The sequence below is a fragment of the Moritella marina ATCC 15381 genome, assembly GCF_008931805.1.
In the GTDB taxonomy this organism is placed as follows: Bacteria; Pseudomonadota; Gammaproteobacteria; order Enterobacterales; family Moritellaceae; genus Moritella; species Moritella marina.
On sequence record NZ_CP044399.1, the window covers coordinates 288521 to 305277 of the forward strand.

At 41.5% G+C, this 16757-nt stretch carries 15 protein-coding genes; 2 read left to right on the plus strand and 13 right to left on the minus strand.

Going from position 1 to position 16757, the window contains the following annotated elements; all coding sequences use genetic code 11:
* Positions 1-50: 50 nt before the first annotated feature.
* Positions 51-770: a sensor histidine kinase gene (locus FR932_RS01410; protein ID WP_019440886.1), complete on the minus strand. Its 720-nt coding sequence runs from the start codon at positions 768-770 to the stop codon at positions 51-53.
* A gap of 122 nt (positions 771-892) precedes the next feature.
* Here FR932_RS01410 and cysB point away from each other — a divergent pair, with 122 nt between their 5' ends.
* Positions 893-1867, plus strand: a complete 975-nt coding sequence (gene cysB / locus FR932_RS01415) for an HTH-type transcriptional regulator CysB (protein ID WP_019440887.1) — start codon at positions 893-895, stop codon at positions 1865-1867.
* Positions 1868-2010: 143 nt separating this feature from the next.
* On the opposite strand, the gene FR932_RS01420 is transcribed toward cysB, so the two are convergent.
* The 12 genes from FR932_RS01420 to FR932_RS01475 all read right to left on the minus strand — a co-directional run bounded on the left by FR932_RS01420 (position 2011) and on the right by FR932_RS01475 (position 15067).
* On the minus strand, positions 2011-3615 hold the full coding sequence (locus FR932_RS01420) for a wax ester/triacylglycerol synthase family O-acyltransferase (protein WP_019440888.1): 1605 nt from the start codon (positions 3613-3615) through the stop codon (positions 2011-2013).
* Between the two features lie 366 nt (positions 3616-3981).
* The gene (locus FR932_RS01425; protein ID WP_019440889.1) at positions 3982-5373 is read right to left on the minus strand and encodes an L-serine ammonia-lyase; all 1392 of its coding nucleotides are present in this window, start codon (positions 5371-5373) and stop codon (positions 3982-3984) included.
* 349 nt (positions 5374-5722) lie between these two features.
* Entirely contained in the window at positions 5723-6619 is an 897-nt protein-coding gene (gene cyoE / locus FR932_RS01430; protein ID WP_019440890.1) for a heme o synthase, read from the minus strand.
* Positions 6616-7656, minus strand: coding sequence for a COX15/CtaA family protein (locus FR932_RS01435; RefSeq protein WP_019440891.1), 1041 nt, complete (start codon positions 7654-7656; stop codon positions 6616-6618). Before FR932_RS01435 ends, cyoE begins: the two co-directional genes overlap by 4 nt.
* A 23-nt stretch (positions 7657-7679) precedes the next feature.
* Positions 7680-8189, minus strand: coding sequence for a hypothetical protein (locus FR932_RS01440; protein WP_019440892.1), 510 nt, complete (start codon positions 8187-8189; stop codon positions 7680-7682).
* A gap of 37 nt (positions 8190-8226) precedes the next feature.
* A complete protein-coding gene (locus tag FR932_RS01445; protein WP_019440893.1) occupies positions 8227-8952 on the minus strand; it encodes an SURF1 family protein in 726 nt (241 codons plus the stop codon).
* A 152-nt stretch (positions 8953-9104) separates the two neighbouring features.
* On the minus strand, positions 9105-10136 hold the full coding sequence (gene pyrC, locus FR932_RS01450; RefSeq protein ID WP_019440894.1) for a dihydroorotase: 1032 nt from the start codon (positions 10134-10136) through the stop codon (positions 9105-9107).
* Between the two features lie 215 nt (positions 10137-10351).
* Complete coding sequence (locus FR932_RS01455) at positions 10352-11248, minus strand: cytochrome c oxidase subunit 3 (protein WP_019440895.1); 897 nt, start codon at positions 11246-11248, stop codon at positions 10352-10354.
* A 21-nt stretch (positions 11249-11269) separates the two neighbouring features.
* Positions 11270-11821, minus strand: a complete 552-nt coding sequence (locus FR932_RS01460; protein ID WP_019440896.1) for a cytochrome c oxidase assembly protein — start codon at positions 11819-11821, stop codon at positions 11270-11272.
* Complete coding sequence (gene ctaD / locus FR932_RS01465) at positions 11821-13443, minus strand: cytochrome c oxidase subunit I (RefSeq protein ID WP_019440897.1); 1623 nt, start codon at positions 13441-13443, stop codon at positions 11821-11823. The genes FR932_RS01460 and ctaD overlap by 1 nt, the downstream gene beginning before the upstream one ends.
* Positions 13444-13465: 22 nt before the next feature.
* A complete protein-coding gene (gene coxB / locus FR932_RS01470; RefSeq protein ID WP_240532385.1) occupies positions 13466-14563 on the minus strand; it encodes a cytochrome c oxidase subunit II in 1098 nt (365 codons plus the stop codon).
* Positions 14564-14794: 231 nt separating this feature from the next.
* Complete coding sequence (locus FR932_RS01475) at positions 14795-15067, minus strand: hypothetical protein (RefSeq protein WP_019440899.1); 273 nt, start codon at positions 15065-15067, stop codon at positions 14795-14797.
* A 377-nt stretch (positions 15068-15444) separates the two neighbouring features.
* Between FR932_RS01475 and tig the strand changes: the two genes are divergently transcribed.
* Positions 15445-16755, plus strand: coding sequence for a trigger factor (gene tig / locus FR932_RS01480; RefSeq protein ID WP_019440900.1), 1311 nt, complete (start codon positions 15445-15447; stop codon positions 16753-16755).
* Positions 16756-16757: the final 2 nt, after the last annotated feature.

Consider the following 16757-nt stretch of genomic DNA (forward strand, 5'->3'; position numbering starts at 1 on the left):
TATAAACCTAAATTTGCTGCGGTATTAAGATATTACTATAAATACCTTAGTTAAGGTAGTATTAAGGTAAAAATGCCCCCACCAAGTTCGCCTCCATTCTTTAGCAATATATGCCCTTTTTTACCTTTTATTACATGTGCATTAGCAATTAAACGGGCGAAATATAACCCTAACCCAGTACGTCCTTGCTTACAGCTTAGCGCTGACATTGAGTTATGCTGGGCTTGTAACATGCTATCTGGGTAGCCATCACCGTTGTCGGCAATCTCTATTTCCAGTTGATTATTAACCTGGTTAGCTGTCACTAAGATCTTGCCCTTACTATAACGTAAGGCGTTGATAAAGACGTCTGATAATAAGTAACTAATTAAATTATAATCGCAGTACCAAGCAAGATCGGGGTCAATATTAACGTTAATCTCGATATCATGACTGTCACTGTACAGCTGATTCTTAATGCAAAATTCAGTGAAGTAATCAGCGATAAAACATTCCGCAATATTTAAGGGCAGTTGATCTTTTTCATCGCGATAGAGTGACAACACTTGAATTAATCCGCTGTTAAGCCGTAAAACTTCATAGTGTAAATCAGCTAGTTTGGCTGTATCGGTTTGTTTATCTTGCTCGTTGCTACTATCTGCAGACATAGATTCAATGGATTGCAATAATAGGCATAATGAGTTTTTCATATCATGCACCGCAGATGTCAGGATCAGGGCATAATCAACTGTGTCTTTGCTTGGTTTAATGTTATCGTCTAATGGTGTCATGATATTTTGACTGGCGTATAAAGTAATGATCCCTAGGATATCTTATTAACAAGAAATAACAGCATTCTGCTATTGTTTTGTTAGAATACAATTAATTATTTGGAATATAGAGCACATCACGAATGAAGTTACAGCAATTTAGATATATAGTCGAAGTTCTCAATCACAATTTGAATGTGTCTGCGACAGCAGAAAGTCTTTATACTTCGCAACCTGGCATTAGTAAGCAAGTGCGTATGTTAGAAGATGAACTCGGTGTACAAATCTTTGAGCGTAGTGGTAAACACCTCACTAAAGTGACACCTGCTGGTAAAGATATTATTCGTATTGCTGCTGATATTCTTGGCAAGGTTGAAAGTATTAAAGCGGTAGCGAGTCAGCATACCCATCCTTCGAAAGGCACCTTAAATATCTCGACGACGCATACGCAAGCACGTTATGCATTGCCGAAAGTGATTAAAGGTTTTATAGAGCGTTACCCAGATGTGTCATTAAACATGCATCAAGGGACCCCTGCACAGATCAGTGATTCGGTTTCTAAAGGTACTGCTGATTTTGCTATCGCGACTGAAGCGTTGCATCTATACAGTGATCTAGTGATGTTACCTTGTTATCACTGGAATCGCTCTATTATCGTTAAACCGGGTCACCCATTGACGAAAGTGGGTAAGATAACGGTTGAAGATATCGCTAAATATTCACTCGTTACTTATGTGTTTGGTTTTACTGGCCGTTCAGAACTAGATTGTGCCTTTGATGAAGCTGGATTAGAGCCTAAAATTGTATTTACCGCAACCGATGCGGATGTGATTAAAACATATGTGAAATTAGGTATTGGCGTGGGAGTATTGGCGACAATGGCATTTGATGATGAAGTTGATGATGATTTAGTACGTATTGATGCCAGCCATTTATTTACTTCAAGTACGACTAAAATAGGTTTCCGTAAAGGCACTTTCTTGCGTACTTATATGTATGATTTTATGGAACGCTTTGCACCGCATTTAACACGTGACATTGTTGATAAAGCGATCATGTTAAAAACAGCGGAAGAGATTGACGATATGTTTAAAGAGATCCAACTACCAACAAGGTAACGAGTCGGCCGCTATCACCAAACTGTTTATATCATCAGAGTTAATATACTCGGCTAAATGTCGTATTTAGCCGAGTGTATTTTAAGTGTTATTAAACATCATCTAATTCATCAGCATTTTATTAAAAACGAAGTAAGCATCGCTTAACTAATCATATCATCAGTCTGCTTGACTACTTTGACTATCCGTCTTTTACTGCTTTTCTGATGATCTTCTTTTTTTGTTAGCACTGGTTTTTTTGCTGTGTCGAGCACTACGGTCGAACAGGCATTATCGTTAATGACATTAATCAACTCATGCATGCTATTGGATAATATATCATCTTTGTCTAGTCTTGCTATTTGTTCACTAACGATATCTATCGCACTATTCATGACAACTTGCTCTAGCTCAGTAAATGCATCATGGATGTAATTCGATAACTTATTCAAATTGGGGAGGTTTGACCGGCAGGCAATCAAGCCGACATTAATATTATTCATATAACTGTATAAAGTGATATTAAGTGACATACCGGGCGGTAAAGCTGAGAGCGGGAAACATTCTTGCATTTTGGCACCCATCATATACATAGGTTTACGTGGGCCTGGCACATTCGAGATCAGCACATTGCCGACGGGTGGCAAGACATTATCTAGATTCAATAATTCGCTTATCACCGCTAAACCTTGGCTGACAAGAGTATAACTGGTTAACGCTTCATCTGATAATAAAGTGGTTTCTTGTTTTAACTTGTTACAGGCCTCTTTAATTGCCATTAGCCGAGTAAGTGGTGTTGCACTACTGTGGGCAAGCTCAATCATGGTGATGGCGATGCGGTTATTAGAGGTCGTGTCGTTTATATCACGTAGGCTCACCGGAATTTGCGCTGTGAGCGGTTGTTTAAGTTGGTAGTTAAGATCAGACAAATAGCGGTGTAACGCGATATCACAAATACAGACCACGACGTCATTAATCGTTGTCCCTGCTATTTTTCCTATATTTCTTACCCGTAATAGTGGCAGTATGCTGGTTGATGCTCGACGCGCGCGTTTTGGGCTGATTGAGAAAGGGGTTTTAGGTGAAGTAAATGGCGTGATGATATTCGCTTTATAGATATTCACGCCTTGTAATATTAACTTAGAACCAAGACCAAGTATTGATGGAATGGCGCGTACTTGTTTCGTTAATACTGCACTGCTTTGTTTTAATTTATTCACCATGCTCGCTTTGACTTCAGTATCGGGCTGGTCACTCTCAAAACCTGTTTGAGTCCAAAATGCTTTTAACGATCCCTCGGCCTGTGGTGTTAAATAACTTAGCAGAATGCTATTGGCTTTAACGCCGTCAGTAAATGCATGGTGCATTTTAAGGTAGACGGCAAATTGGTCGTTAGCAAGCCCTGAAATTAAATGCATTTCCCATAATGGCCGGTTTCGATCCATCAGATTTGAGTGAGCGTGCTCTATGTATTCAAGCAATTGCTCTCTGTCGCCAGCGTTGGGTAGGCGGACCTGGCGAACATGGTAATCTAGGTCAATATGGTCATCCTCTTGCCAATACATTAATCCAGAATAGGCTGTATGTAGTTTGTAATTAAATGGTTTTTCTATTTGGGTAAACTGCATTAGTTGTTGATAAAGATCTTCACCATAATCGCCTTGATAGTTATCTGGTATATCAAAAACTTGCATTGCAGCAACATGATTTGGGCGTGATACCGTTTCGCAATACAGAAATCCCATGTCGGGTAGAGTGAGTGCTTTCATTAATATTTCCCTCATATTTGCAGAGCGGACAGCTGGTTACGTCGTGCGATAAAATAGAATAAGTGACCTAATGGTGAGTAGAGAATAATTAACTCGCAAAGTCATCAGGGTGATGGCTATTCACTGCTATTTACACCTTAAAGTATGAGGTTTTTTATCAGAGGTTACTGCACATGGAGATAAATCTTTAATCAAAGGAGTGAGGGGGTTGTAATGCCTGTTATAGGGTAGTTTAAAGTTAAGTCGGTGTATTATTACGGGGATATAAAATATTGCTGCGGATATAAAAAAGCCAGCATTGTGACGGGCACATTCTGGCTTTTATTTGTTCTGTACCTAAATAATTTTATCTAGGCTTAGGACAGGTTAAGTACAAGTGTGGGCTTTTTTGATATCGCCAACATTTAATACTTTAATTGCTAAACCACCTTGTGATGTTTCACGGTATTTAGCATTCATGTCTTTACCTGTCTCGTACATCGTCTCGATAACTTTATCTAACGACACACAAGGCTCACTCGTACGACGCATTGCCATACGTGAAGAGTTGATAGCTTTAACTGCTGCAATCGCGTTACGTTCGATACAAGGCACTTGTACTTGGCCACCAACAGGGTCGCAAGTTAAGCCTAAGTTATGTTCCATACCGATCTCAGCGGCTTGACAAACTTGTGATGCGCTTGCACCCATTAGTTCTGCAAGACCAGCTGCTGCCATTGAACATGACACGCCTACTTCACCTTGACAGCCGACTTCCGCGCCTGAGATAGATGCGTTAGTTTTGTATAGGATACCAATAGCACCAGATGCAAGGTAGAACTTAGTGTATTCATCACGTGTTAACGGACGGATAAACTTATTATAGTATGCTAATACCGCTGGAATGATACCTGCAGCACCATTTGTTGGTGCTGTAACAACACGGCCACCGGCAGCATTTTCTTCACTTACAGCAAGGGCAAACATGTTAACCCAATCAATGATAGTCATTGGGTCAGTATTAAAACCATCGCTTGCTTCTAATTGGCGTTTAAGCGCTGCTGCACGACGTGGTACACGTAATGGACCAGCAAGTAAACCTTCAGTTTTACAACCGCGCTCAATCGCTTCAGCCATTGCAGTCCAAATACCTGAAAACAGGTGATGCGTTTCTTGTTCTGTGCGGAATGATTTTTCATTCTCAGCCATTAATGCACTGATAGATAATGCGTTATCTTGGCAGTGTTGAACTAGTTGTGCGGCACTGTTAAATGGGTATTTAACGTCAGCTGTCTCACCTTGTGTTAGGCCGAAGTTTTCTTCGTCAACGATGAAACCACCACCCGTAGAGTAGTAAGTTTTTGTGAATGAAACTTCGCCATCGATGTAAGCATGAATTTTCAAACCATTTTCGTGAAGTGCAAGTGGTTCATCGATAAAGTTCATCGCTGAAGCGGGAAAATCAACAGTATGACATTGTAGACCGATCGTTAAACGACGTGTTTGTTCAACACGGTGAATAAACTCTGGGATTGCATCAATATCAACAGTTTCAGGCAAGTTACCTGCTAAACCCATGATGATAGCAATATCAGTGTGGTGACCTTTACCAGTCAACGATAATGAACCATGCACATCCACTGTGATTTGAGTGACTTCGCGGATCTTCCCTGTCGCTCGTAGGTCGTCGATAAATTGTTTGGCAGCTTTCATTGGACCAACAGTATGAGAACTTGATGGACCAATACCAATTTTGTAGATATCGAATACACTGATCATAGTAATTCCTCAGCAGATGCTTAAGTTATATAAGCTTAAATAATTAGCGCGCTAACAGTCTTTGTTAGGCAGAATAACGAGGATTAAACTTTTTTTTAATCTCTCAAATTTTTATTTCGCTATGATAGCGATTTAATTCTAAAAAACAACTAGCAATATAGTAGGCAGCGCTGTTAATTAGAGATTGATCCCATATAACAATTCATTATATTTCTAATTTGTAGTGTAAAGCTTTGTTGGTTTTATTTCGTCGGCGGGTTTTAAAGGCGAAGGTAATAAAAAGCCTTATTTTAGGGGCTGTTATTACCTTTAATAATTAATTACTTAGGGAGTGGTTATCTGTTTAGGGTTAGTAGTGAATAACCCAGTGATCAACTAACAATAATATAAATAGTATCATGAGATGAATGATTGAGAATTTAAATGTTTGAAATGCCGTTTTACGCGTGGGTTTGAATTTTAAGCGATAAGCGTAATATATAAAGCAGCCCCCTAAAATGGTCGACCCTGCTAAGTAAAGTAAACCGCTGAGCTGGGTAAGCCAAGGTAACCAAGTCACCGGTAAGAGCAACAACGTATAAAGCAATATCAGGGTTTTAGTATATTCCGCGCCATGGGTAACGGGGAGCATGGGGATTTTTGCTTTCGCGTATTCTTTTTCTTTATGGATTGCCAAGGCCCAAAAATGCGGCGGCGTCCAAATAAAAATGATCATGACAAGTAGCAGTGCTTGACCGGTCACTTCACCTGTCATCGCAGTCCAACCAAGAAGTGGAGGCGTGGCTCCTGCAAGCCCTCCTATGGCGATATTTTGTGGTGTTGCACGTTTTAAATACATGGTGTAAATCACCGCATAACCAATCAGACTGGCAAAGGTTAACCACGCGGTTAAGGCGTTCACAAAGATAAATAGTGTTGCCATGCCGATGGTGGCCATACCGGTGGCAAAGACCAAGGCTTTTGTTGTGCTTAGGGTATTTTGTACTAATGGACGCTGATGGGTTCGGGTCATAATGGCGTCAATACGCTGGTCGAGAATATGGTTGTAAGCCGCAGCGGCTGCAGACAATAATCCGATCCCTACTAATGCGGGTACTAATAAACTCAGTGTGGGTAATGTCGGAAGGGCTAGCACCATACCGACCAATGCGGTGAGCAGTAACAGCGCCACCACTTTAGGCTTGGTGAGTTGATAATAAGCGCGCCAGTTTGGTGTCAGCGTTAATTTAAGGGATTGTGTATTCATAGCACCTCTTGCAGTTGCTGTTGGTTGAACCAAAGTAGGGTTATTAAGGTTATCAGTAAGATCGCCGCGACGAAGTTGTGCGCCACTGCAATGCCTAGCGGTAACTGAAATAACACATTCGCGATACCTAAGCTGACTTGTAGACAAAGAATAATAAGCAAGGTGATCGCAATGACGCGTATCTTTTTTTCGACTTGATGCTTGAGTAGTTGATAGGTTGTGAGGAGAAGATAAATGATCGTCACGCCGGCCCATATACGGTGGGATATGTGGATATTCATTCTGGCGATAGTATCCCGTACACCATACTGGTAGGTGTCAGCGACGGGACTGAGACTAAATACATCATTGAGATCAAAACGACTTAACCAGTCACCATTACAAATTGGCAATTCAGTACAGACAACGGCTGCGTAATTTGAACTTGTCCAACCGCCAAGTGCAATTTGAATGATGACGATTGGCAGTGCAATGGCGCAATATAATTGAACGCGAGCTAAACGTTGTCTGTGAATAGGCAATATCAGTGTCTGTTGATTTTGATTATCTAAAGGCTGGGTTAGCAAGTTTGGTGTTATTGTTGGTCGGGATAATCGTAATCGGAATAATATCAGCAGGGATAGAATACTAAAGCCACCTAATAAATGCCCCATAACGATAATGGGCTGTAAATTCATCGTGACAGTCCACATACCTAACGCAGCCTGAAATAAAACCAAGAGGGTGAGCACTGTCGCTAATCGCAGTTGCTGCCTTTGTTTCCCACTCACGATGAAAATGATCAGGATAAAAATACCGAGTAATCCGGCAACATAGCGATGGATCATTTCATTCCATGCTTTTTCTGTGTGCAATGGTTTATTTGGATAAGCCAATTGTGCAGAGGCGATGTCTTGTGCGTTGCCTGGTACAGCATTAAAGCCGTAACAGCCCGGCCAATCTGGGCAGCCAAGCCCTGCGTCAGTAAGGCGTGTATAGGCGCCAAGAATAATAACAATGAAAGCTAACACGATCGTTAGGTTGAGCAGTTTTGGCATAGACCATCCTTGTGTATTACGGCTTACCCTATTTTCGATATTTTAAGTAAGCGCTTTAAATCCTTTAATAGGCCCGCTGATACTTTCATTGCTGCCGTTTTATCTGCAGTGAATTGATAACGCATGAAAATATTACCCAGTGGGTCAACTAAATATAGTGTATCCGAGCTTAATTGCTGTTGATTGGTTGCGCTTAATTGTAATTTTGTGAGAGCTTGCGTATCGATACGCTCAGACTGTAATGAGGGGAGTGCGGTGAGGTAGCGTTGTACACGATCACCTTCGGAAGCGAGCAGCGTATGCACTTGCTGGATCTGCCAAATACTTTCTTGGCAAATGGCACTACAATTATCGGTTGGGTTGTAGAGTAGTAGCCATGCCTGAGGGGCTAATGAGAGTGAGAGTGGCGGTGTTATTAATTCACCAGCATTGGTTTTAGCACCTTGGTACCAATTATTAACTAGCACTATTTTTGCGACTAAAATAGGAGCTATGAATAATCCGAGCATGATAAATAACGGTTTTTTTTGCATGACTAATCCTTATCTTGCGTAGTATTTTTGATTCGTGTTAGTACTTCTTAATCCAGTAACCGCTGCACAGGCTTAATGCAAATGCTAAGGCGAACCATTGCACGGCATAAGCGGTGTGTTTAGCTGGTGGCATGACGGTGATCTGCCAAGTTTTGCTAAAGCCAACGGGCGAACTAGGTTCTAATTGCAGTAATAGCGGTTTCAATGGGGTGCCTAAATACGATTGCAGCTGTGAAATGGCCGTACGTTGCACCACTAATACATTGTCTTTGTCGGTACTGATATTATCACCGAGTAACCAAGGCGAGCCTTGTGGGGCGCTTAATGTGCCGTTTAGGTGATAGAGACCAGTGAATTTGGGTATCACAGGCAATATTTGTCGAGATGGCGATGCCGCTAGCCAGCCGAGATTAACCAGTATGGTCTGTGCATCACTGTGAAAAGGGAGATATAAGTGATAACCGATACGTTTATTGTTGGTCTGATTATCAAGTAATATCGGCTGTTTATTGTCAAAATAACCTTGCAATGAAACTGGGTTGTGTAAAGTGTCCGCTGTCACTTGGCTTAATGTCGTGATGATGATTTGTTTAATATCCAATAGCGCTTGTTTGTCTTGCGCTCGTGCAAGTTGCCATAGTCCGAGGTTGATACAGATACCGATGGCAACGAGACTAAAAGCCACAAACCCAATTAAGCGCTTAGGGTGCTTATATTTTCGTTTAGACTTCGCTTTAGGTATGGCATTAACATGAGTTTTCATCTCTACTCTCGATCAATAGCAGCGTGCAATTAAGCATAGAGTTGATTTAATAGAAGGGGAGTAAAACAGGAGAAAGATTAAACTTATAAACAACTTACAGAGTAATATCCCAGTACAAGGTACTGGGATAGCAATACATCACTAAAGTGGTGTTATTTTACTTGCCAAGCGATAGTCTCGCCAGTTCTGATTGGCACCATCTTCGCGTCACCAAACGGCAGCGTTGTCGGTACTAGCCATTCAGACTTTTCTAACGTGATCGTGTCAGCGTTGCGTGGTAAATTGTAAAAATCAGGGCCATTGAAGCTAGCGAATGCTTCTAGTTTATCAAGCGCATTTTCTTGCTCGAATACTTCAGCATAAAGTTCAATTGCAGCATGCGATGTGTAAGCACCAGCACAACCACAAGCAGATTCTTTCTTATCATCGGCGTGTGGTGCAGAATCCGTACCAAGGAAAAATTTGTTACTACCACTTGTCGCAGCTTTAACAAGTGCTGCTTGATGGGTATTACGTTTCAAAATTGGTAAGCAATAGTAGTGTGGTTTAATACCACCGACTAACATGTGGTTACGGTTGAATAGTAAGTGATGGGCTGTAATTGTTGCAGCAATGTTGTCGCTGGCGTTATTCACGAACTCAACTGCATCGGCAGTCGTGATGTGCTCAAGTACAATTTTTAAGTTGGGGAAATCAGCAACAACAGGCTTTAACACAGTATCTAAATATACTTTTTCACGATCAAAAATGTCGATATCTGCATCTGTTACTTCACCATGTAATAACAATGGCATGCCAGCATCTTGTAATGCTTGCAGCGCAGGGTAAACGTTTTTAATTGAGGTAACACCTGATGATGAATTTGTTGTTGCGCCAGCAGGATAAAGCTTTGCCGCATAAACAATCCCTGTTGCTTTCGCTGCGCGGATATCTTCAGCTGTTGTTTGATCAGTAAGGTAGATAGTCATTAATGGACTAAATGAAGAATTCGCAGGTACGTTAGCTAAAATACGCTGATGATATTCTTTGGCGATCTCAGCATTTGTTACTGGCGGTACTAGGTTTGGCATAATGATAGCGCGACCCATGTAACGGCTAATGTCAGCAACAGTATGTTTTAAAACATCACCATCTCGAAGGTGTAAGTGCCAGTCGTCTGGGCGGGTGATCGTTAAAGTTTCCATTTGATTTCTCCATCGCTAATTTCCGCAGATTCTAAAGATTAATGCTGGTGAAGTCAAAGAGCTAGTATCAATTGATGTGAAAATACGATACCAAGTAAGTCTATCGTTAATTTTAGCTTATTTGGTATCGAAATTATAGCGTAGGTCGGTCGTAATGGTTAACCGACTACCTTCGAGATGGTTAACTAATTTATTGATAAATGGCTGAGCAATAGCTAAACGATGTAGACAAAAATAAACAAAATGATCCATACCACATCAACAAAATGCCAATACCAAGCAGATGCTTCAAAGGCAAAATGTTTACCTGGGGTAAAATGACCATTGATGACACGAAATAGCATCACAGTTAGCATTATCACGCCTAAAGTAACGTGCATACCATGAAACCCTGTGAGCATATAAAAAGTATTGCCATAGACACCGGAGTCAAAGCGTAATGATAGCGCTTGATAGGCATGTATATACTCCTCGGCTTGGAAAAATAAAAAGATAACCCCAAGAGTTACTGTCATCGCTAACCAAGTCACTAGTTTCGCACGGTGTTTGGCGAGCAGATTATGATGCGCAAAATGTAATGTCACAGATGAGCTAATTAAAATGATCGTATTAATTAATGGTAATCCATACCAAGGCATGGCTTGGGTTACTCGGCCATCTGGGGTCGTTGTTAGTGGCCATGTCGGGATAAACTCAGACCAAATAACGTCATGAGTCATGGCGTTATTACCTTCACCACCAAGCCAGGGAATCGACAAGTTACGCAGATAAAATAATACCCCGAATAACGCCACAAAAAACATCACCTCCGAAAAGATAAACCACAACATACCCATTCTAAATGAACGGTCGAGCTGTTCATTGTAAAGGCCTTTCATTGATTCGCTGATGACATTACGAAACCAACTAACTAGCATGAACAATAAAATGGCGATACCAATAAATAAAATAGGGATGCCGGTATTACTGCCTTCTTTACCGACGAGTTGTACGGTGGTGGCTGCGCCAATGGCAATAATAAACAGGGCAATTGCCCCGACTAAAGGCCAAATACTACTGGCTGGTACGTAGTAATTTTTGGGTGCTTTGGCATATTCGTTATCATCTTGCATTACAAGGCTCCTAGCGCATCGCTACTTTGGTTGACTCATCGCTAAATCAGTTGTGGGCTCGTTTTTAAACAGGGTATAAGCCAGAGTTAATGTCGATATATCAGCGGGTATGTTTGGGTCGACATAAAAAATAAGTGGCATCATAGCCTCTGCATTCGCTGCTAACATTTGCTCTTGGAAGCAAAAGCACTCCGTTTTAACTAAATATTGCGCGCCATAACCAGGGCTGATAGAGGGAACGGCACGGCCGAAAGTGTCTTGATCACTTTGATTTGTGGCAACAAAGCTGACTTGATAACGTTCACCGGGATGTAACTCAATACTGTTCATCTCAGGTTTAAATTGCCAAGGCAGCTGTTTACTTAGATAAGTGACAAACTCAACCTTAACGGTGCGAGATTCATCGACGCTTGTCATCGGTACGGATGATTCTCGGCTATAATCTTTGCCGTTTAGACCGGTAATGTCACAAAAAACATCATAGAGCGGGATTAAAGCAAAACCAAAACCAAACATACCGACGGCGCTAAAAGTCAGCCATCGTAAGTGCTTTTTTATTTTCGGCGTTGTCATTATTTCACCTCTGGCGGTGTATCAAAGGTATGGTAGGGCGCTGGTGAAGGCACTGTCCATTCTAATCCTTCAGCCCCTTCCCACGGTTTGGCAGGGGCTTTTTGACCACCACGCACCGCCATAATAACCACAGCAACGAAAATCAACTGAGATAATCCAAATAGGAACCCGCCAATACTGACTATTTTATTGATATCAGCAAATTGCAATGCGTAGTCCGGAATTCGGCGTGGCATACCTGCAAGTCCTAAAAAATGCATTGGGAAAAACAGGACATTGACCGAAATAAGTGAACACCAAAAATGCCATTTACCCAGCTTTTCATTGAACATGTATCCAGTCCATTTCGGTAGCCAGTAATAAGCTGCTGCCATAATCGAGAACACTGCCCCCGTCACCAGTACGTAATGAAAATGAGCCACAACAAAATAGGTATCATGGTATTGAAAATCAGCAGGGGTGATCGCCAGCATTAACCCTGAGAATCCACCAATAGTAAACAGGACGATGAATGCCAGTGAAAATAGCATCGGCACTTCAAAGGTGATAGAACCACGCCAGAGTGTTGCTACCCAGTTAAATATTTTCACCCCCGTTGGCACTGATATCAGCATGGTGCAGTACATAAAGAAGAGTTCTGCAGCAAGCGGTAAGCCGACGGTAAACATGTGATGTGCCCACACGGTGAAACTTAAAATAGCAATGGATGCAGTGGCGTACACCATCGAGTGATAACCAAATAATTGTTTACGGGCAAAGGTTGGTATAATGGCAGAGATGATGCCAAATGATGGCAAGATCATAATATATACTTCGGGATGACCAAAGAACCAAAATATATGTTGGAAGAGTACGGGATCACCACCGCCTGCGGCATCAAAGAAGCTGGTACCGAAATATTTATCGGTCAAAATCATGGTCACTGCACCCGCCAATACTGGCATCACTGCGATTAATAGGAATGCGGTAATTAACCAAGTCCACACAAACATTGGCATTTTCATTAATGTCATGCCCGGTGCTCGCATATTTAAAATTGTCACGATGACGTTAATTGCGCCCATTATCGAGCTGATCCCCATTAAATGTACTGAAAAGACAAACATAGCAGTACTGTCGGGACTGTATTTGGTTGATAGCGGTGGATAGAATGTCCAACCAAAGTTAGGGCCGCCACCTTCTGTAAATAGCGATAGAAGCAGTAATGAAAAGGCAAACGGTAAGATCCAAAAGCTCCAGTTATTCATCCGTGGCAGCGCCATATCTGGCGCACCAATCATCAGTGGCAGCATCCAGTTGGCCAAACCGACAAAGGCGGGCATGACAGCGCCAAACACCATGATCAAGCCGTGTGATGTGGTCATTTGGTTGAAAAAATTCGGCTCGACTAACTGTAGACCTGGTTGGAATAGCTCGGCTCGAATGATCATGGCCATAGCGCCACCAATAAAAAACATGGTTAAGCTAAACCACAAATACAGGCTACCAATGTCTTTGTGGTTAGTCGAAAATAACCAACGCTTATAACCTGTTGGTGCACCGTGGTGGCTGTTATCGTGCTGTGCGTCAGGAGTAGAGTTAATTACTTGCTCTGCATTATCTTTTAATTGTATATCGCTCATGTGCAGTCCCTTGAATTACCGATTAGTTGCTATTGCTTAATGCAGTGTCGATTTGCGCTGGCTGCACAATATCACCGGTGTTATTTTCCCAAGCATTACGTTCATAGGTGATAACTGCGGCGAGCTCTTTTTTAGTTAACTGTTTGGCAAATGCTGCCATTGCGGTGCCGGATACCCCGTGTAGGACTATATCAATGTGTTTATTCACGTCGCCAAGTGCAATAGGACTGTTTTTAAGTGCTGGGAATGCACCAGGAATACCTAGCCCTCCAGCTTGATGGCAAGCTGCACAAGCGCGATTATAGACAGATTCGCCGAGAGTCATCATGGCAGGCATGTCTAACGTTTTTGTCAAGCTGTCCTGTTCTGCTTGCAATTGTTGTTTTGCAGTTACTTTTGCTTGCGCCAACCAAGTATCATATGCCGCAGGCTCTAATGCGGTGACGACTATGGGCATAAATCCATGATCTTTACCGCATAACTCAGCGCATTGGCCGCGATAAATTCCTGGTGTATCAATCCTGGTCCAAGCTTCATTAATAAAACCGGGGTTGGCGTCTTTTTTTACCGCAAAGGCGGGTACCCACCATGAATGGATCACATCATCTGCAGTGATCAAGAAACGGATTTTTTTATTAATGGGTAATACAAGCGGGTTATCGACCTCTTTGAGGTAATACGGCTGTTTTTCTACTTCATTATTAATTTCTGCTTGGCTGGTGGTTAAGCGGCTATAAAATTCCAGATCATCATCGAAATAGCGATAATGCCATTTCCACTGTGAGCCGGTGATTTGAATGGTGATATCTGCTTCTGTGGTATCCTCCATCAAGATTAAGGCTTGTGTAGAAGGGACTGCCATAGCAATTAAAATGACAATCGGTATCGCAGTCCAAATAATTTCTACCGTGGTACTTTCATGAAACTTGGCGGCCACGGCACCTTTAGATTTACGATGACGATATAAAGACCAAAACATAATGCCAAACACGATGATCGCAATCGCAATGCATATAAAGAGAATGGTCATGTGTAAGTTATAAACGGTATTACTGATCCCCGTCACGCCTTCGGTCATATTCAGTGTAGATTGCTGGGCAAATAGCGGTGTTGATCCCATCCCTAGTACAAATGCGATTAATATTATCGTTAGTTTAGATAAGCGCACATAACCTCCCTCAGAATTATCCATAATGACTCGCAAAATATAGATTAGATAATGAGTGAATTGTGTTAGTTCCCTGCGATAACGGCCAGCATTTAACAATCCACTGTTATTTGCCGAAGTATAGTTACAGAAATGTTAATTGCGCTATTTATGATGAAGATAAACTACTTTATCTGTCGTGTTTCACGCATTGAAGGTGACGATTTCAAAAGATTTTTTTAGTGCTGATATCTGTTCTTGTAATTTCTTGATGTGGCAAGCCACCGATTGTGACAAGTCTTGTTGGTCCTGTTCTTTTACGCTGTCTAAGCGCATCACTTTTAATTTGATGATTTGGGTATCGGTCATCAAGTTATCAATATGCTGCATCATCTCAGGATTGGGGTATTTTTCTTTGAGTGATTCGAGTTGATTAGTGAAATCTAAAAATGTACGTTCAATTTCGACAAGGGTCATAAAAACTCCTAATAGCAATCCAAAGCCAGTTGTTCAGGCTCATGTAAAATTGATTATAGTGTAAGTTTTAATTTTCTACAGACGCATACATATCGTTCACTGTAGGTGAAAGCAAGAGAGTCGAGATCTTATCGTGATGGTGAGTAATTGACCAAAGTGAAGTTGTTACACTGTAAATTTGTAGTTTTTCCTCTTATTTCGTCATAAAAGTCATTTTTGTTCTTGAATTTTGACTTTTCATCCATACATTATAAGCAAATAAAATATTAAAGTGCTATTTAGAGTGGCAATGCTCGATTTTTTTCTTGCTGCTAGCTATAATATCGCGTCTTAAATTTCCAGTTGGAAATGTTAATAAATTCATTAGAGGTATCTAAATGCAAGTTTCTGTAGAAACGACTCAAGGCCTAGAGCGCCGTTTAACTATCACAGTTCCAGCTGCAACAGTTAGCAAAGAAATCGACAATCGTTTACGTGGTTTAGCAAAAACTCAACGTATCGACGGTTTCCGTCCAGGTAAAGTACCAGCTAAAGTAATCAAAAAACGCTTTGGCGCTGCTGTAGCAGAAGAAGTTGCTGGCGAAATCATGCAACGTAACTTCTACGAAGCAATCGTAGCTGAAAAATTAAACCTTGCTGGCGCACCAACGCTTGAACCTGCAGCTGTTAAAGAAGGCGAAGACTTCTCTTTCACTGCAACACTTGAAGTTTACCCAGAATTCGAAGTTGCTGGTATCGAAGCAATCACAATCGAAAAATCAGTATCTTCAGTAACAGATACAGATGTTGATGGCATGATCGAAACTTTACGTAAGCAACACGCTGAGTGGGTTACTGCTGATCGCGCTGCTGAAGCTAACGACCAAGTTAAAGTTGACTTCAACGGTAGCATCGATGGTGTTGAATTTGAAGGCGGCAAAGCTGAAGACTTCACACTAGCTATGGGCCAAGGTCGTATGATCCCTGGTTTCGAAGAAGGCATCGTAGGTAAATCTGCAGGCGAAGAGTTCACTGTTGAAGTAACTTTCCCTGAAGAATACCATGCAGAAAACCTGAAAGGTAAAACTGCAAGCTTCGCTATCACGCTAAACGCTGTTGAAGCGCAAGAACTACCAGAAATCAATGCTGAATTCGTAGGTAAATTCGGTGTTGAAGACGGTACTCTTGAGTCTTTAAAAGCTGAAATCAGCAAAAACATGAGCCGTGAACTTGAGCAAGCTATCAAAGCTGACACAAAAACTAAAGTGCTTGACGCATTAGTTGAAGCAAATGATATCGACGTTCCTGCTGCACTAGTTAAGCAAGAAATCGTTACATTACGTGAGCAAGCTATGCAACGTTTTGGCCAAATGGCACCACAAAACGCACCAGAACTTCCTGATGAATTATTCACAGAGCAAGCTAGCCGTCGTGTTAAAATTGGTCTAGTACTTGGTGAATTCATCAAAGTAAACGAAATCACAGCTGATGACGCTCGTGTTCAAGACATGATCGCATCTATGGCGTCTGCATACGAAGATCCAGCTGAAGTTATCGCACATTACAAAGACAACGAGCAAGCACTAGAAAACGTTCGTAACGTAGCTGTTGAAGACCAAGCTATTGATTTAGTATTAGAAAAAGCAAACGTTACAGAAAAAGAAGTTGCGTTTGAAGAACTAATGAATAAAGCGACTCAAAACGCATAATT